This window comes from Metabacillus sp. SLBN-84, from assembly GCF_053629595.1.
Genome location: NZ_JBRJIP010000001.1, coordinates 1,079,037 through 1,095,469 on the forward strand (window position 1 = coordinate 1,079,037; position 16,433 = coordinate 1,095,469).

The 16,433-nt window shown below is 44.7% G+C and carries 18 protein-coding genes; 13 read left to right on the top strand and 5 right to left on the bottom strand.

Translation table 11 applies throughout. From position 1 onward, the window contains the following. Positions 1 to 151 precede the first annotated feature (151 nt). Entirely contained in the window at positions 152 to 2,035 is a 1,884-nt protein-coding gene (asnB, locus tag RKD52_RS05310; protein WP_454098940.1) for an asparagine synthase (glutamine-hydrolyzing), read from the top strand. A gap of 93 nt (positions 2,036 to 2,128) precedes the next feature. On the opposite strand, the gene RKD52_RS05315 is transcribed toward asnB, so the two are convergent. From RKD52_RS05315 to RKD52_RS05325, 3 genes are all read right to left on the bottom strand, one after another. Beyond that, positions 2,129 to 3,271 carry a glycosyltransferase family 4 protein gene (locus tag RKD52_RS05315; protein ID WP_454098941.1) on the bottom strand — a complete coding sequence of 381 codons (1,143 nt, stop codon included), beginning with the start codon at positions 3,269 to 3,271 and terminating at the stop codon, positions 2,129 to 2,131. A 47-nt stretch (positions 3,272 to 3,318) separates the two neighbouring features. Beyond that, positions 3,319 to 3,885 (bottom strand): phosphatase PAP2 family protein, encoded by a 567-nt coding sequence (locus RKD52_RS05320; RefSeq protein WP_454098942.1) that lies wholly within the window; start codon positions 3,883 to 3,885, stop codon positions 3,319 to 3,321. Between the two features lie 219 nt (positions 3,886 to 4,104). Beyond that, positions 4,105 to 4,626, bottom strand: coding sequence for a gamma carbonic anhydrase (locus tag RKD52_RS05325; RefSeq protein WP_454098943.1), 522 nt, complete (start codon positions 4,624 to 4,626; stop codon positions 4,105 to 4,107). Positions 4,627 to 4,746: 120 nt separating this feature from the next. On the opposite strand from RKD52_RS05325, the gene RKD52_RS05330 reads away from it, so the two are divergent. Both RKD52_RS05330 and RKD52_RS05335 read left to right on the top strand, forming a co-directional pair. Beyond that, positions 4,747 to 5,535: an alpha/beta hydrolase gene (locus RKD52_RS05330; RefSeq protein WP_369734553.1), complete on the top strand. Its 789-nt coding sequence runs from the start codon at positions 4,747 to 4,749 to the stop codon at positions 5,533 to 5,535. A 52-nt stretch (positions 5,536 to 5,587) separates the two neighbouring features. Further along, a complete protein-coding gene (locus tag RKD52_RS05335; RefSeq protein ID WP_454101148.1) occupies positions 5,588 to 6,634 on the top strand; it encodes a tetraprenyl-beta-curcumene synthase family protein in 1,047 nt (348 codons plus the stop codon). A gap of 61 nt (positions 6,635 to 6,695) precedes the next feature. On the opposite strand, the gene RKD52_RS05340 is transcribed toward RKD52_RS05335, so the two are convergent. Both RKD52_RS05340 and RKD52_RS05345 read right to left on the bottom strand, forming a co-directional pair. Beyond that, positions 6,696 to 7,274 carry a class I SAM-dependent methyltransferase gene (locus RKD52_RS05340; protein WP_454098944.1) on the bottom strand — a complete coding sequence of 193 codons (579 nt, stop codon included), beginning with the start codon at positions 7,272 to 7,274 and terminating at the stop codon, positions 6,696 to 6,698. Beyond that, positions 7,271 to 8,236, bottom strand: coding sequence for a TIGR01212 family radical SAM protein (locus RKD52_RS05345; RefSeq protein WP_454101149.1), 966 nt, complete (start codon positions 8,234 to 8,236; stop codon positions 7,271 to 7,273). Before RKD52_RS05345 ends, RKD52_RS05340 begins: the two co-directional genes overlap by 4 nt. Positions 8,237 to 8,425: 189 nt before the next feature. Between RKD52_RS05345 and RKD52_RS05350 the strand changes: the two genes are divergently transcribed. The 10 genes from RKD52_RS05350 (at position 8,426) to RKD52_RS05395 (ending at position 16,425) form a co-directional block, all read left to right on the top strand. After that, on the top strand, positions 8,426 to 8,689 hold the full coding sequence (locus RKD52_RS05350) for a YtzC family protein (RefSeq protein WP_029278879.1): 264 nt from the start codon (positions 8,426 to 8,428) through the stop codon (positions 8,687 to 8,689). Positions 8,690 to 8,704: 15 nt separating this feature from the next. Next, the gene (locus RKD52_RS05355; RefSeq protein WP_029278881.1) at positions 8,705 to 8,866 is read left to right on the top strand and encodes a hypothetical protein; all 162 of its coding nucleotides are present in this window, start codon (positions 8,705 to 8,707) and stop codon (positions 8,864 to 8,866) included. Between the two features lie 819 nt (positions 8,867 to 9,685). Then, positions 9,686 to 10,075 carry a GntR family transcriptional regulator gene (locus RKD52_RS05360; protein WP_454098945.1) on the top strand — a complete coding sequence of 130 codons (390 nt, stop codon included), beginning with the start codon at positions 9,686 to 9,688 and terminating at the stop codon, positions 10,073 to 10,075. Next, positions 10,068 to 10,946: an ABC transporter ATP-binding protein gene (locus RKD52_RS05365; RefSeq protein WP_454098946.1), complete on the top strand. Its 879-nt coding sequence runs from the start codon at positions 10,068 to 10,070 to the stop codon at positions 10,944 to 10,946. The genes RKD52_RS05360 and RKD52_RS05365 overlap by 8 nt, the downstream gene beginning before the upstream one ends. After that, positions 10,940 to 11,929, top strand: coding sequence for a hypothetical protein (locus RKD52_RS05370; RefSeq protein WP_454098947.1), 990 nt, complete (start codon positions 10,940 to 10,942; stop codon positions 11,927 to 11,929). Before RKD52_RS05365 ends, RKD52_RS05370 begins: the two co-directional genes overlap by 7 nt. Before the next feature lie 11 nt (positions 11,930 to 11,940). After that, entirely contained in the window at positions 11,941 to 12,639 is a 699-nt protein-coding gene (locus RKD52_RS05375; protein WP_454098948.1) for an ABC transporter ATP-binding protein, read from the top strand. Further along, positions 12,620 to 13,963, top strand: coding sequence for an ABC transporter permease (locus RKD52_RS05380; protein WP_454098949.1), 1,344 nt, complete (start codon positions 12,620 to 12,622; stop codon positions 13,961 to 13,963). Before RKD52_RS05375 ends, RKD52_RS05380 begins: the two co-directional genes overlap by 20 nt. 45 nt (positions 13,964 to 14,008) lie before the next feature. Beyond that, positions 14,009 to 14,413, top strand: coding sequence for a hypothetical protein (locus RKD52_RS05385; protein WP_454098950.1), 405 nt, complete (start codon positions 14,009 to 14,011; stop codon positions 14,411 to 14,413). 158 nt (positions 14,414 to 14,571) lie between these two features. Then, complete coding sequence (locus RKD52_RS05390; protein ID WP_454098951.1) at positions 14,572 to 15,759, top strand: MDR family MFS transporter; 1,188 nt, start codon at positions 14,572 to 14,574, stop codon at positions 15,757 to 15,759. Between the two features lie 342 nt (positions 15,760 to 16,101). Further along, positions 16,102 to 16,425 (top strand): DUF4257 domain-containing protein, encoded by a 324-nt coding sequence (locus tag RKD52_RS05395; RefSeq protein ID WP_369734562.1) that lies wholly within the window; start codon positions 16,102 to 16,104, stop codon positions 16,423 to 16,425. Positions 16,426 to 16,433 lie beyond the last annotated feature (8 nt).

The following is a 16,433-nucleotide window of genomic DNA, read 5'->3' on the forward strand; positions in this document are numbered from 1 at the left end:
AAAGATGAAACTTGCCTTTAGGCGGGTTTCATCTTTTTTTGAGCTCATTTTTAGAAACATTAGGCCATAATCTTTTTTTTTATGTAAAAATATGCAACTTTCCGGCAGTTTCTGTCGTTTCACAGGCAGTCAAAAAGCTGGAGGGAAAAAAATGTGCGGTTTTGCAGGTGTTGTTGATTACAGTCAATCAAAGAAAACGGAATACATGGAGCTTATAAAAAATGCGGGCAGGATGATACGGCACAGGGGTCCGGATGACGGCGGGATGTTTGAGGATGATCACGTGATTCTTGCATTCAGAAGACTCAGCATCATTGACGTCAACGGTGGTCATCAGCCCATGTCTTATCAAAACGGCCGCTATCACATTGTGTTTAATGGAGAGATTTATAATTATGTGGAGCTTAGAAAACACTTGCTTTCAAAAGGCGCTTCATTAAAAACGGAAACAGATACAGAAGTGATTGTCGCGCTGTATCACTTGTACGGAGCGGAAGTCGTCGATTATTTGAGGGGGATGTTTTCCTTTTTAATTTGGGACAGATTAGACAGGCACCTCTTTGGAGCAAGAGACCATTTTGGAATTAAACCGCTCTACTATATTGAAGACGGACATACGGTCCTTTTTGCTTCAGAGATGAAAAGTATAAAAGAATATTGTTCAGATCCTGTGATTGATGGCCATTCATTGCAGCATTATCTATCCTTTCAGTATGTTCCGGATCCCCGCACCATACAGAAACATATTCAAAAAGTTCCGCCAGGATCTGTCTTTTCAAAGCATATTGGACAGCCCCTTCAGATTGAACGCTACTGGAAGCCGATGCTTGAACCAAAACGGCAGGCTGATGAGAAAAAAATGATCAGGAACATTCAGGAGGCGCTCATCGACTCTGTGAAGCTTCATATGAGAAGTGATGTTCCGGTTGGTTCTTTTTTGTCGGGAGGGGTAGATTCCAGTATTATTGCCTCCATCGCAAGCAAGTATCATCCCGGGCTGAAAACATTTTCTGTCGGCTTCAGGCAGTCCGGCTACAGTGAAATCGACGTGGCAAAAGAAACGGCCGCTGCCATTGGAGTAGAGAACGTATCCTATTATGTGGACCATGAGGAATTTATGAGAGAGCTTCCGAAAATTATCTGGCATATGGATGATCCGGTTGCAGATCCTGCTTCTATTCCGCTCTATTTTGTTGCAAGAGAAGCCAGAAAGCAGGTAACCGTTGTTCTCTCGGGTGAGGGCGCAGATGAACTTTTTGCAGGATATAACATTTACAAAGAACCTGGAGATTTATCTGTGTTTACCTATATGCCAGATTTCTTCAAGAAAGCGCTCAAACAGCTGTCAGCCATCTTCCCTGAAGGAATGAAGGGAAAGAGTTTTATCGAAAGAGGCACAACTCTCCTGGAGGAAAGGTACATAGGGAATGCAAACATTTTTTCAGCATCAGAGAAAAAGATGATGCTGAAAAATATGGAACAGGATGAAAAGCCAACCGGAATTACGAAATGCCTGTTCGAAGAAGTTCGCCAGCTTGACAGTATATCAAGGATGCAGTACATCGATCTTATGACATGGCTGAAAGGGGACATTCTTGTGAAGGCGGATAAAATGACAATGGCACATTCTCTTGAATTGAGGGTTCCCTTCCTGGATAAGGAAGTTTTCCGGGCGGCTGCGCAGATTCCGCATGAATGGAAAGTGAAAAATAGTGAAACCAAGTATCTGCTTCGGAAAGCTGTCCGTGATTTGGTTCCTCCCCATGTCCTGCACAGACGGAAACTTGGTTTTCCAGTCCCAATCAGGGATTGGCTTAAAGATGAAATGTATGAGTGGGCAAGGCTGCTCCTCATGGAGAGCGGGACGGATTACCTGCTGGATAAGACTCTTGCTCTTGGGATGCTTGAAAAGCACAGAAGGGGCGAAGGAGATTACAGCAGGAAAATTTGGACAGTATTGACGTTTATTCTGTGGCATCAGGTCTTCATCGAAAAGGTTTACACGTTCAGGCCGCTTGAGCTTGTCCATTCCTGATTGGTGCATAAGCGGAATATAGAAAGAATCGTGCAGAGTATGGAAAATGGCAGCAGAAGAAAGGGAGAGCGCATGATGGCGGTCTCCCTTTTATTAAGCGTACCGGATGTAGGACTGCTGATGAAGCACGTCATTGTACTCATGAAGAAGCCCTTCAAAAATAGAATCCCACGTCTGTGTCAATGCATATGCACGGGAGCTCATGCCCATCTGATAACGGAGAGCATCATTAGTAAGAAGTGTTTCAATGGCACCGGTAAAACTTGAAACAGAGCCGGTTTCGCAAAGATAGCCTGTTTTTCCGTGCTGGATGATGTTCTTCACTCCGCCTGAGTTTGCTCCAATTACCGGTGTTCCTGAAGCAAGTGCTTCCAGCACAACGTTTCCGAATGTTTCGGTTGGTGAAGGGAACACAAATAGATCTGATCCCGAGTAAATCTTAGCGAGCTTTTCGCCGCTTGCATAGCCTGCAAAAGTCATATTGTCAGGTGCACCGTTCATCATTTCTTCTTTTGATGGCCCGTCTCCGACGACAAGGAAGTGAACCTTGTTTTTTATTTGAGGCGGGAGCTGATGGGAGATTTTCATAAAAGTCTCCACATCCTTTTCCGGGGCGAGCCTTCCTACATAAGTCAAAATAAACTTTTCTTTTATCTGATATTCCTGAATGATCTCCCTGCGAAGGTAGTTGGGATGAAAAAGCTGACAGTCTACGCCCCGCGACCAGATGCGGACATTGTCAAATCCCTGATGCAGCACCTGCTGTTTCGTTTCTTCCGAGGGCACAAAAACTTTCTGCAGGGGGCGGTGAAACCAGAGCATATACTTCCATAATAGCTTCGAGAAAATCTGCAGATCGTAAAATTCTAAATACTGGTCAAAATCTGTATGGTATGAACCGACTAGGGGAATATTTAATTTTTTGGCATAATGCAGTCCGCATAGACCAATGTTAAAAGGAGTGGCTACATGGATGATGTCGGGTTTGAATTTCATGAGTTCTGATTTTACTTGCAGCATGTTCGGCCATGCAAGTCTGCATTCCGGATACAGAAAAAAGGAGGAGCTTGCAAATCTGTGAATATGGCTGGAAAAAAGTGATTCCTTCGTGCTCTCCGGTGCAAAAACTTTGTATTCGTGACCCTTTTCTTCTAAATAATCGGTAAGACGCTTTAACGTTCTCGCAACACCATTTACATCAGGTGCAAATGTGTCTGTGAATATCGCAATTTTCATCTTTACCCCTCCATGAGTCTGCTGCAGCAGCAATGTTCTCTTTCACGTTACAATGGAAGCTGGAAAAAGGATGCCCCTCCAAAGTATTTCTGAATGAAAAGAAAGCAGGTTATACCGGCAGTCGTGCCAAGAAGGCATCCTGCAAGAACATCCGAGGGGTAGTGAAGTCCGAGATACATCCTCGAAATTCCTACACTGAACCCTAGAGGAAGCAGGATAACGGCAGCTTGAGGAAAGAGGAATAAAAAAGGTATGATGACGGAAAAGATGGCTGTTGTATGGCCGGATGGAAACGAATGATCCTCAAGCGGGTTTGCCGGCACCTTTGTCTCAAGCAGCGCCAGATAAGGGCGTTTTCTCGGGTAGCGCTTTTTGACATAGGCAACGGGCAGGTGACTGAGCAATAATGCCGCTGCACTTGCTGCCGCTGCAAGGCGCAGCTGGCCAGATGTGATAAAAAGGAGAATTAGGCACAGCGAGATGGTAAAGGTTGCTCCGCCGGTATGGGTGATATTGCGGAAAAAGCAATTCATGAACTTCCGGTCAAAATGACGGTTTACACTGCGGAACAATCTGCATTCAAAATCGTACATGTTTGCAATAAATTTAGTCATCTATCCGATGCTCCTTTACAACACTGTTTACCTCCATTTTAATGGTGAAATATTTAGAGAATAATAATGGGATGTAAAGATTTTTAAGTAAGAAATTTACATTCATTTTATCCATAAAAAAAACCGCGGAACAGCAGTCAAGAGCCATTTCGCGGTCATCAGCCCAGCCGAATAGACCCTTTTTTGCAGGTGTTAACTAATATGTAAAAACGGCATGGGTTATTCCCGGTTTTCCTGCACCGCTTTATAGAGCTGTCCTTTTTCAGCGTACTCCCGGCGGATGCGCTCCATATCCAGGCGGTCCTCGTCAGTTAATTCTCTGACGACTTTAGCGGGCCTGCCGAATGCAAGGGTATTTGGCGGAATCTTCTTGCCCTGCGGAACGAGGCTTCCTGCACCGATAAAGGCGCTTTCTCCAATTTCAGCTCCGTCAAGGATAATTGATCCCATCCCGATTAACGCATTTTTACGGATGATGGAACTGTGCAGAATCACACAATGGCCAACGGTTACGCCATCTTCCAATACAAGCGGCGCGTTCGGGCTTTGATGCAGACAGCTGAGATCCTGAACATTGACTCTGTCACCGATTCTGACAGGAGACACATCTCCTCTGATGACGGTTCCAAACCAGATGCTTGATTCCCGGCCGATTACTACGTCTCCTGAAACGGTTGCTGTATCTGCAATAAAAGCAGAATCTGCTATATCCGGATATGTGTCTTTAAAGGGATAAATCATGCGGATCAAACTCCTTTTGTTATATAATTAGGCAAACATATTATACCAAAGAACGACCAGTTTAAATGAACATGCAGCAGCTGGCGCGAAAAACCTTTTAGAAAGGTGTGAAATGAGTTTATGTGGAAATGGGAATGTGAGGATGAGAATCCAAAAGGCGTCATTGTGATTGTTCATGGAGCTGCAGAGCATCATGGACGTTACAGGTGGCTCGTCCAGATGTGGAAATGTGCAGGATATCATGTGATTATGGGCGACTTGCCGGGGCAGGGGACTTCGACAAGAAACAGAGGGCATATAAAATCATTCAATGAATACATTGCAGAGTTTAACGTTTGGGTAAAAGAAGCGAGAAAGCTTGGCCTGCCGCTGTTTCTGCTTGGACACAGCATGGGAGGGCTGATCGTCATCAGGGCCCTGCAGGAAGAACATCAGCACATTAACGGTGTAATCCTCTCATCTCCATGCCTTGGACTTATTTTCAAGCCGAATAAAGCAATGGAGCTTATTTCAAAACCTTTAAATATTCTTGCGCCATCTCTAAAAGTGAATTCCGGTCTTTCCGTCAGCCTGGCAACGAGAAATAAGGAAGTCAGGGATGCGGATGAAAATGATACGCTTTATGTGACAAAAGTATCCATAAGGTGGTATCGTGAACTCATCAAGGCAATGGAACAGGCCCATGCGAAAGTGAAGCAATTTCCCGATCTGCCGCTTTTAGTCATGCAGGGCGGAGATGACAAGGTGGTTGATCATTCCCTAGTCAGAACCTGGTTTAACCGGGCTCCGCTCAGAGAAAAGGCATATAAGGAATGGGACGGCTTTTATCATGAAATATTTAACGAACCAGAGAGAGATCAAGTATTTAAGTACGCTGAGGCGTTTGTCAGCGCGCATTTAGAGCGATGAACATAAAGAGGTGATTTTCTTGAAGGCAATACCCGAGCACCCGCTATGGCTTATGGCAAAAATTTATAAAGACATCTTTCCGTCCGTTCATGCACATTTGAATACGTGGAAAGAGAAAGCGGAACAGATCCCGAATACTGAGCTTAGAACCCAGGCGCTTGCAAGCATCAGCACCAAAACCTTCCATTGTGAAGGAGGCGGCATCTACGGACTCCTTTCAGGAGACTGCAGGCACGACTGCGTGGAGTTCATTGTCGCCTATCAGACGATCAGCGATTATCTTGATAATCTGTGCGACAGAAGCACGTCCCTTAATCCGGAAGATTTTGCCATGCTGCATGAATCCATGACTGACGCACTGACAGTCGGTGCCCCTCTGAAAAATTACTATGCATACAGGATTGACCAGGATGATGGCGGGTATTTGCATGAACTGGTGAAAACGTGCCAGAGAATTTTGTCAGGGCTCGAAAACTATCCTTTCATTGCGGATTATCTGACTGAACTCGCCCGCTACTATTGCGACCTGCAGGTACATAAGCACGTTACAGTGAACGAGCGCATACCGAGACTTGAAACTTGGTTTGAAACATACAGGCAGGAGCTTCCCGACATGCAGTGGTATGAATTTTCTGCGTGTGCAGGCTCTACATTGGGCATCTTTTGCCTTGTCTCCTATGCCTTCAGGAAAGACTTCAGCAAGTCCGAAGCTGCCCGCATCAGAAACAGCTACTTCCCCTATGTGCAGGGACTGCATATCCTTCTCGATTACTTGATTGACCAGGAAGAAGACAGAATTGGCGGCGATCTGAACTTCTGCAATTATTACTCAGACGAACGGGAAATGATGGGGCGTCTCCGGCACTTCGTTGTTCAGGCAGAAACCAATTTGAACGGCATTCCCCATGAAAACTTTCATAAGCTGATTCACCGGGGACTTCTTGGCGTGTATCTCTCAGATGAAAAAGTAACGGCCAGAAAAGATCTCGGGAGACTTGCAAGGCAGCTGATCAAGCTTGGCGGAAAAACATCATCATTTTTCTATTGGAACGGCAGAGCGTACAGGGCTTTTCAGAAGCTGTCTGCGAAAAGTTCGTAATAAAAAAACGGGCCTGAAACCCAACTGGTTTCAAGGCCCGTTTTCTGTTAGCAAGCATTACTTATGCTTTCATTTTTTCAATCGCCAAGATAAAAGGAGCATCATTCTTCTGATTCATGAACTGATAGTTAAGGACATGGGCTTCTTTTTGAGGAAGCTTTTGAACAAAGTCCAAAACGGCATCTCTTTCTGCTTTTCCTTCTTCATGGCCATGGTAAATGACAAGAATCATGATGCCGCCTTTTTTTAGGACGGAAAGAAGCTGTTCCACAGCCTTCAGGGTGGAATCCGGTCTTGTCACAATCGATTTGTCGCCGCCTGGAAGATATCCGAGGTTGAATATGGCTCCGGCCGCTTTTCCATGCCATTTTTCAGGAATAAAATCAGCCAGGTTTTCGTGACTCTCCTTAAAAAGAGTGACCCTGTCCGTGTATCCTGCCTGTAAAACCCGTTCTGAAGTGGCGCGGACAGCTTCTTCCTGTATGTCAAAGCCGTACACGTGACCTGCTTCTCCAACAAGCTCTGCGAGGAACACCGTATCATGCCCATTGCCGATTGTAGCGTCAATGGCGATGTCGCCCTCTGCTGCTGCTTTGGATAAAAGTGTTTTAGCAAAAGTAAGAACCCGTTCAAGTATCATAATTGTCCTGCCTTTTCTGTCTTATAAAATTTCCCCTGGAAGCTCTCTCTTCTTTTTAATTCCGCATCGATTGAATTCAGCACATCCCATTTGTTAACGCTCCACATCGGCCCGATCATCAGGTCAATCGGCCCGTCTCCCGTTATGCGGTGCACAATCATTTCCGGGGGAAGTATTTCAAGCTGGTCACATACTAATGCTACATAATCCTCTTTTGTAAGAAATTCAAGCTTTCCTTTTTCATACTGCTTGACCATCGGCGTGCCTTTCAGCAAGTGCAGAAGGTGGATTTTAATTCCCTGAACATCAAGGTTTGCTGCCGCACGGGCTGTTTCCATCATCATGTCATTCGTTTCAAGCGGCAAGCCGTTAATAATGTGTGTACAGACTCTTATGCCATGTTTGCGCAGCTTTTCAACACCTTCAGCGTAGCAGGCGAAATCATGAGCCCGGTTAATAAGCAGGGCCGTGCGTTCATGAACGGTCTGAAGCCCCAGCTCAACCCAAAGATACGTGCGCTCATTTAATTCTGCCAGATATTCAACCACATCATCGGGCAGGCAGTCAGAACGGGTCGCAATAGACAAGCCCACAACCCCTTCAAGAGCAAGAACGGATTCAAACTTTTCCCTTAAAACCTCAACAGGTGCATGCGTATTTGTAAAAGCCTGAAAATAAGCCATATACTTTCCGTCTTTCCACTTTTCGTGCATTTTATCTTTTATTTCGTGAAATTGCGTTACAAGATCCTCTTTGCGGTTTCCGGCAAAATCGCCAGAACCTGCTGCACTGCAGAACGTACACCCTCCAAACGCTGCCGTCCCGTCTCTGTTCGGACAGTCAAAACCGCCGTCCAGAGCCACTTTAAACACCTTATGTCCAAAATGATTGCGCAAGTGGTAATTCCACGTATGGTACCTTTTATCGTCTGCTGCATATAGAAAAGGGTTTTTCTCTTTCAGCGGAAAAACCTCCCTTTGAAAAAATTTTCTCGAGCAAGCCATCAGAGCATTTTATCACGGGGCAGACTCTTATGACAAACATGCACAGCCGGATTTACCAATTGTTTTTCAGTAAAATGAACAGGCACTAGGCAAACAATATGAGTAATGGAGCACAATGCTTCATTTTACAATAGGAGGTCTGCAGCCATGGCAACAAGACAATCTGTTACTGAATGTCTCGATAATTGCTCAAATACGTATGATTTCGCCCAAAGCCAGTATACAGAAGGCAGAAAGCAGGAGCATTACAACGATACGGAATACTCTAAAGCGCAGCAAATGCTCGAAGACGCAGTAAATGAATGCAATGCATTGTCTCTGAGCGCAAACGATCAGCAAAAAGAACAGCTTTACAGAATGCGCATACAGCTTCAGCAGCTGCAAAATGAAATGATTCTGCTTGATCACTAGGAGGATGAAGTCTGTATGAAAAAACGCTCAAAACAGCAAAACCCCGAACAGAAAACAAGAAACGGCATCAACAATACGGACACTGAATTCGGCCAGGAATTTGATCCTGTAAAAGAATCCAAGAAGAAATATGAAAAACAGGGACAGAAAGTGAAATCAAAACAGCGTCCTGAATAATGAATGACCGCTTCCGGGTTTGGAAGCGGTTTTTTTAGTGAGGGGAAGGGTGTTTTTGGGTAGCAGCTGCAGGTTTGGTTCCGTCAGAAAAGGAACTGTGCATTTTGATGGTTCTGAACTTAGGGATAAGTGCCATCAACAAGGAAATTCTGCGTATTGATGGTTCTGAACTTAGGGATAAGTGCCATCAAAAAAGGCAACACGCATCTTGATGGTTTTGAACTACGAGATAAGTGCCATCAAAAAAGGAAACACGCGTGTTGATGGTTCTGAGCTCCGAGATAAGTGCCATCAAAAAAGGAAACACGCGTATTGATGGTTTTGAGCTCCGAGATAAGTGCCATCAAAAAAGGAAACACGCATCTTGATGGTTTTGAACTTCGGGATAAGTGCCATCAAAAAGAGAATCCTGCGTTTTGATGGTTCTAAACTCCAAGATAAGTGCCATCAAAAAAGGAAACACGCGGTTTGATGGTTCTAAACTCCAAGATAAGTGCCATCAAAAAAGGAAACACGCGTGTTGATGGTTCTGAATTCCGAGATAAGTGCCATCAAAAAGAGAATCCCGGATCTTAATGGTACTGAACTCCGGGATAAGTGCCATCAAAAATGGAATCCTGCGTCTTGATGGTTCTAAACTCCGAGATAAGTGCCATCAAAAATGAAATCCCGCGTATTGAGACCTCAAACTCAAAAAAGTCCCAATATCCCCCAAAAAACCATTGACAATAATTTCAAAAATCATTATTGTATTAAGTGTACTACTAAAAGTAATACACATAGTACAGAACCATTTCACGATAGGAAGAAGGGAGACCGATGATTCAAATTGATCCGCGCAGCTCAAAAGCGATTTATGAACAGATCATTCAGCAGATGAAAGAGCTCTGCCTAAAAGGGATTCTTAAGCCCGGTGAAAAGCTCCCGTCTGTGCGCGAGCTTTCAACCATGATTATTGCAAACCCTAATACCGTAAGCAAAGCGTATAAAGAGCTTGAACGTGAAGGAATTATTGAAACGTTAAGGGGCAGGGGAACGTTTGTCTCTGAAAATGCGGGAGTAACGCTTGATGAAGGGAAGATGGAGATGATCAAAGAACAATTGAAGCCGCTGATTGTAGATGCCGTTTATGCGGGAATTGACATTGAAGTCATTTATAAATGGATTGAGGAAATCAGCAGAGAAATGAGAGGCGGAGACCATGCTTGAACTGAAAAATCTCTCAAAATCGCTCGATGGAGCAAGGGTGCTGCAGGACGTATCGCTCACGATTGAAAAAGGCGATATCTTTGGGCTTCTCGGCAGAAACGGCTCGGGGAAGACTACGCTTTTGAGGATTATTCAACAGATAGTGCTGCCGGATGAGGGAGAGGTTTTGTTTGAAAATGCCTCCATAAAGAAACAGCCGCTTGCTAAAAGAAAGGTCATTTATGTACCTGTCCAAAACCCATTTTATGATAGATATACATATAAAGAACTGACCGGGATGCTGAAATCCCTGTATCCGGATTTTGATGTCACCTATGCGAACGAGCTGATGAACCGCTACGGCATACCTGAAACAAAAAAATACAGGGATTTATCAACGGGACTGAAAAAACAGTTTGCTCTCATTATGGCTTTTGCTTCAAGACCTGCAGTGATTCTGCTGGATGAACCGACTGACGGGATTGATGCTGTCACAAGGAGAGATCTCCTTCAGCTTATGGTAGATGAAGTGGGGGAAAGAGAAACCGCCATTATGATTACATCCCACAGGCTTGAGGATATTGAAAGGATCTGCAGTAAAATCGGTTTTCTGGATGGCCATACTTTGTCCAATGTGATGGACCTTGAATCGCTCAGGGAGGATTTTGTGAAAATACAGGCGGTTTTTGAAAATGACCTGCACTTAAAGATTAGAGAAATGGGTGTTCCGATTCTTGACCACTCCGGTATTTTTTACACGATGCTTCTGGAAAAAAAGGATGAAGATAAGTTGAAGCGTCTCCAATCCCTCGGTCCTAAAGTTTGGAATACGCTCCCGGTTAACTTAGAGGAAGTATTTATTGCAAAGTTTGGGGGGGACCGGAGATGGTAGTGCGTGCCTTATTTCTAAAAGAGTTCAGGCAGATCAGGGTCCTGCTTGTCTTATTTTTCATTCTGAATGCCTTTTTCCTTCCATATAGAATCTGGTCCGAATACACGGGCCACCAAAATATGCTGAAAGAGTATCCGGAAATGTCGTCCGCTTCGTTTGTTTACCCGTTAGGAGACGATTTGCTCCTGATTTTATCGTCTGTTTTCCTGTTTTTTATCGCAATCGCGCAAATGGGAACAGAAAGAGCCAGAGGGACTATGGATTATACACTTGGTCTGCCGTTTAAACGTTCAGAAATTTACCTTGTGAAATCTGCTTCTGTTCTTATTGCAATCCTGCTTTCATCACTGATTTCGCTGGTACTGTCAGGAATCTACACAGAGACGGCAGGAGTGGTGCTGTCTGAACCGTTAATGGATTATTATTTGGAATTGTTTTTCTGCCTGGTGATGGTTTACTGCCTGACCTTTGCAGCAGGCTCGCTTACGGGAACTCCTTTCGCGCAGGGGCTGACGGCTCTGAGCACCGGCTCGCTGCCGTTTCTGTTTACATTTGTTCTCTTTAATCATGTAGAAGGCCTTGGATTATACTCCTATGTAGAAATGGAGAAATTCATTAATGCGGGATGTCTTATGACACCGTTTCTCCCAATGATGAGCTGGACTTTTTACAAGGAAATAACGGATGGGATGCCCCTTTACTTTTTGATTCAGGCATCTATGGGTGTCATATTTTTTACAGTCGGACTGGTTGCATTCCTGCATCATCCGAATGAAAGGAACGGCAATTTCTTTTTATGGAAACAGCTCAATCTGCCTGTCCTGTTGCTGGTGTTCGTGCTCGGAGTGCTGGGGTTCAGCTCGATGGGATACCATATGTCAGCTAACGGCATGACAGGACTTGCAACAGGAGCAGCCGCCGGAGCAGCCGTAAGTCTGCTGCTCGGCTACTTCCTTATTTATAAAAAAACAAAGCACTCCTAGGAGAGGAAAACATGATAAAAGTTGATGGATTAAGTCATTCGTTTAAGGTTGGAAAAAAAGGAAGCGAAAAAGAAATACCCGTTTTGAAAAATGTGTCGCTTTCTATTCAAAAGGGAGAAATTGCTTCAATCGTCGGACGAAGCGGTTCCGGGAAATCAACGCTTTTGAACTTGGTTTCAGGTTATATTTCACCGACGGCCGGCACCATTTCAGTCGGCGGCACAGAGGTGACCGGGTTCAGTGAAAAAGAATGGGCAGCCTTCAGGCTTAATACGTTTGGCTTCATCTTTCAAAGTTTTCAGCTCATCCCGAGTCTGACGACGTTTGAAAACATTGAACTGCCATTAACATTGAAGGGCGTTCCTTCCTCTGAAAGAAAAACGAAGGTAACCGAAATGCTTGACAGAATCGGCCTTGAAAATCATTCAGGCCATTATCCGAATGAGCTTTCAGGGGGACAGCAGCAGCGCGTTGGAATTGGACGCGCCCTGATTACAAATCCGGAAATCATTCTGGCTGATGAACCGACAGGAAGTCTGGACAGTGAGACAGAAAAAGAAATTCTTGATCTCATCAAAGAGCTGAACTCAGAAAAAGGCATCACGTTTTTCATCATCACTCACGATGAAGAAGTTGCAGCATTCAGCGACAGAAGATTTGTTCTGCAGGACGGCGTATTGAAGGAAGAGGGTGTTCCTGTTGAAATTTAGAGATCAGCTCAGCCTTGTCAGAAGAAATATGAAGAAAAACAGGATGAGGGTTTTCATGACCGTGCTTGCGACTACTATCGGCTGTGCGTTTCTGATTGTACTGGCATCAGTCGGATTCGGCATGCAAAAAAGCATGCAGGAGGAGCTGTTGAGCGCTCAAAAGCTGAATGAAATTCAAATCAGCGGGAAGGAAACGGACGCGGGCTTTGAGCAGGGAAATGATGAACAAATTAAAGAACTCGAGGATACAAAGAATGTGGCAGCCGTCGTCAGAAGGTCCTATGCTACCCAGACAGGACAAACGGATGCAAAGCTTGGTGACAGAACATCCGATTACGCGAGTCTGCTGCTTACAAATATGGAAAGTGAATTTAAGGCAAATTTGAAGCTTGATTCAGGAAAAGCGCCGGAAAATGACCGTGAAATCATTGTCGGCCATCATTTTGCAAATTCGCTTCTGACTGATGCGGAGAGAACGAAGCGCGATGAGCAGGCTGAGAATCCAGAGACGGCTGCAGAAGAACCGGAAGGCTATCAGGGCGAACTGATCGGTAAAGAGATTGTCCTGACACAAACCGAGCAGATTGAAGGCAAATCGGAAACGAAAAGCTGGACGTTTACGATCTCCGGAATTACAGAAGCTCCTGCAAGAGACTATATGGATGATTTCAATATCTACATCAGTGATGTGTGGAAAGAAGATATGCACACATTTGCCGCAAAAGCAGATTCGTCAGATGAAGTTGAGCCGCAGGAATATAATGAAATCAAGGTTTATACGGCAAGCATTGAAGATGTTAAAGGCGTGACAGATTCCCTGAAGGATAAGGGTTACTTAGTGTACTCAATAACAGAAGAGCTTGAAAATATGAACTTATTCTTTAATGCCTTTAAAGTGGGACTGATTTTTGTCGGAACTGTAGCCGTTCTGATTGCATCAATCGGTATTTTCAATACGATGACAATGGCGGTGACTGAACGTACACAGGAGATCGGGATCATGAAGGCGATCGGGGCGCAGCCTGGCGTGATTCGCAGAATCTTTCTTCTTGAAAGTGCGTTTATCGGTCTGCTGGGGGCATTGCTCGGTGTCATTATTGCCTACGCTGTCAGCTTTGCTGCGAACTTTGCCATCCCGCTCGTGCTTGAAGCTGTTTCTGAGGGAAGCATGGAAGGTGTGGACTTTACGTTCTCCTATATCCCGCTCAGCCTTGTCCTGATTGCTGGCGGCATCAGTCTTGGAGTGGCCTTGATTTCAGGATTGCGTCCGGCCGTGAAGGCGACGAATATCAATGTGCTCTCCGCTTTGAGAAGAGAACTGTAAGAGAAGTATCGCTTTTTCCAGAATGTAACAGTAGGAGGGGCGCTCGTGAAAAGATGGCTTGTCAATTTGATGATTGCTCTGCTGCTGATGGTTTTATTCGTACTGCCTGTAAAAGGCATGTTCAGCAGCGCAATCACCATAACAATCACAAATCAATCTGAACATCAGCTGGATGAAATGGAGATCAGCTATTTTTATAATAAAGAAAAAATTGTGATCCCATCACTGGAACCGAAAGAAACCTATCAGGTAAAAATTGTCCCCCGTGAAAGGTTCAGTGAGAGCTCAATGAAGCTTCTGTACAAGGACAAAAGCGGAAAACAGCTAGAGGAAACGATTGTCGGCTATTTCGAAAAGGGATACCGGGGTTCCGCGGACATGACTGCAAAAAACAAACAATCCAGCGGTAAAATAACATTTGATACAGAAGAAGATATATCTGTCTATTAAAAGCGAAGCCTGATCAGCTCCAGACAGGCCGAATCAGCCGGTATTTCCCGGTTGCAATCTCCGGATAAAAGGACTACAATCTTCTATGGATTTAAAAAAACGCGAAGGCAGTTCTTGCCTTCGTGCTTTTTTGTGAGTTTTTTAAGGAGGTTTTTGAGATGCCGCGTTCTTTATGGCTGCTTGTAATAGGAATGCTGATTAACGTAACAGGTTCTTCGTTTCTGTGGCCTTTAAATACGATCTACATTCATGATCATCTTGGTAAATCGCTGACAGTTGCCGGGATTGTCCTGATGCTGAATTCTGCTGCAAGTGTAGCGGGCAACCTGATTGGCGGGGTTCTTTTTGACCGGTACGGTGGCTACCGTTCCATCTTGAGCGGGATTGTGCTTACGTTCACGGCTATTTTAGGTCTTGTTTTCTTCAATGACTGGCCTTGGTATATTGTCTTTTTGACACTTGTCGGTTTTGGTTCCGGAATTGTGTTTCCATCGATGTATGCACTTGCCGGAACGGTTTGGCCCGAAGGCGGGCGAAAAGCGTTTAACGCGATTTATGTTTCGCAGAATGCGGGTGTTGCGATTGGGGCCGCGCTTGGCGGACTGATTGCAGGGTATTCGTTTCAGCTGATCTTTATTGCAAATGCAGCACTGTATGCTGTTTTTTTCTTGCTTGCATGTTTCGGTTATCGAAAGATTGCGTCAGCTCCCTCGGCTCAGTCATCCATCCTGCAGGAGTCATCCAAACTGCAGAACCGGGATAAATTTACAGCACTTATTATCCTGTGCTCCGGCTATTTGCTGTGCTGGGTCGCGTATGTTCAGTGGCAGTCAACGATTGCTGCTCACACTCAGGAGCTGAGCATTCCGCTTACCCAATACAGTTTGATCTGGACGGTAAACGGGGCATTGATTGTTTTCGGCCAGCCGCTTGTGAATACATTTGTAAAATATGCGGCCAAATCGATTAAAAAGCAGATGATGATCGGCTTTTGCATCTTTATTTTCTCCTTTGTCATGGTATCCTTTGCAGGGGATTTCAAAGGATTTATGACAGCCATGATTATCTTGACCATCGGGGAAATGCTTGTATGGCCGGCGGTTCCGACCATCGCGAATGATCTTGCTCCAAAAGGCCGTGAAGGATTTTATCAGGGCTTCGTCAACAGTACAGCTACAGGCGGAAGAATGATCGGTCCGCTGCTTGGAGGCGTACTGGTTGATTTTTATGGCATGAACATGCTGTTTACTGTTCTGATTGGCTTGCTGTTTATCGCCATGTTTACGACATCCGTTTACGATAAGAAAATCAAAGAGAAGCATGCTGCACCCGCAGTGAGTGCGTGATAACAGATGGCACACCTTTTAAATGAATAAAGGTGTGCTTTTTTCGGTCAAATGGACAAGTATTTGGAAGAGGGAGGAAAATAAAGAGGCGTACTCTCCAGAAATGCATGGTACTAATCACTTAGGCGCCGGACCGAAAAAGTGTTCGGTCTAGTGAAATAGTACGAATGAAAGTTTACTGAAAATTCCTTCTATTTAATCAAGATTGTTCCATCGCTATTCACATATAATGGAAGTAAAACAAGCCTCTGGTTTTATTGATTTGTACAAGCAAAGAGAAGCTTTATATCTTGTACCTGAAGTCGCGTGCCGAATTTATTACGGCTTTAGGAAGGTGATCTTATGCTGCAGACTGTACTTGTAGCGTCATTGATTGGGGGGTTAATGGGACTGCTTGGACATGTTAAAAAGAAAGGAAGGATGGAAAAGCCAAGAATGACCAAGCGTTTTATCTACCTCGGTTTCTGGGAGGATATCGCAATGGGCACGACCGCATCGATCCTGCTCGTTTTATCTACAGAACCTTCATCCTCATTTCAGCTTGTCGTGCTTTCTATTATCGCTGGTTACAGCGGGGAGGCCGTACTTCGGAGTTTTGACTTTGTCAGACAGCAGCAGGACAGCATAGAACAGCCTGTAAAAGACAATGAGCGCCAAGCGAAATAATCTCCAAA

Bases quoted from the DNA above. Each gene is read 5' to 3' on its own strand.
- RKD52_RS05350 (WP_029278879.1), top strand. From the start codon at position 8,426: ATGGCAACAAGACAATCTGTTACTGAATGTCTCGATAATTGCTCAAAT.
- RKD52_RS05340 (WP_454098944.1), bottom strand. From the start codon at position 7,274: ATGATACTTGAACGGGTTCTTACTTTTGCTAAAACACTTTTATCCAAA.
- RKD52_RS05375 (WP_454098948.1), top strand. From the start codon at position 11,941: ATGATAAAAGTTGATGGATTAAGTCATTCGTTTAAGGTTGGAAAAAAA.
- RKD52_RS05365 (WP_454098946.1), top strand. From the start codon at position 10,068: ATGCTTGAACTGAAAAATCTCTCAAAATCGCTCGATGGAGCAAGGGTG.
- RKD52_RS05395 (WP_369734562.1), top strand. From the start codon at position 16,102: ATGCTGCAGACTGTACTTGTAGCGTCATTGATTGGGGGGTTAATGGGA.
- RKD52_RS05330 (WP_369734553.1), top strand. From the start codon at position 4,747: ATGTGGAAATGGGAATGTGAGGATGAGAATCCAAAAGGCGTCATTGTG.
- RKD52_RS05370 (WP_454098947.1), top strand. From the start codon at position 10,940: ATGGTAGTGCGTGCCTTATTTCTAAAAGAGTTCAGGCAGATCAGGGTC.
- RKD52_RS05315 (WP_454098941.1), bottom strand. From the start codon at position 3,271: ATGAAAATTGCGATATTCACAGACACATTTGCACCTGATGTAAATGGT.
- RKD52_RS05355 (WP_029278881.1), top strand. From the start codon at position 8,705: ATGAAAAAACGCTCAAAACAGCAAAACCCCGAACAGAAAACAAGAAAC.
- RKD52_RS05335 (WP_454101148.1), top strand. From the start codon at position 5,588: ATGGCAAAAATTTATAAAGACATCTTTCCGTCCGTTCATGCACATTTG.
- RKD52_RS05360 (WP_454098945.1), top strand. From the start codon at position 9,686: ATGATTCAAATTGATCCGCGCAGCTCAAAAGCGATTTATGAACAGATC.
- RKD52_RS05325 (WP_454098943.1), bottom strand. From the start codon at position 4,626: ATGATTTATCCCTTTAAAGACACATATCCGGATATAGCAGATTCTGCT.
- asnB (WP_454098940.1), top strand. From the start codon at position 152: ATGTGCGGTTTTGCAGGTGTTGTTGATTACAGTCAATCAAAGAAAACG.
- RKD52_RS05390 (WP_454098951.1), top strand. From the start codon at position 14,572: ATGCCGCGTTCTTTATGGCTGCTTGTAATAGGAATGCTGATTAACGTA.
- RKD52_RS05320 (WP_454098942.1), bottom strand. From the start codon at position 3,885: ATGACTAAATTTATTGCAAACATGTACGATTTTGAATGCAGATTGTTC.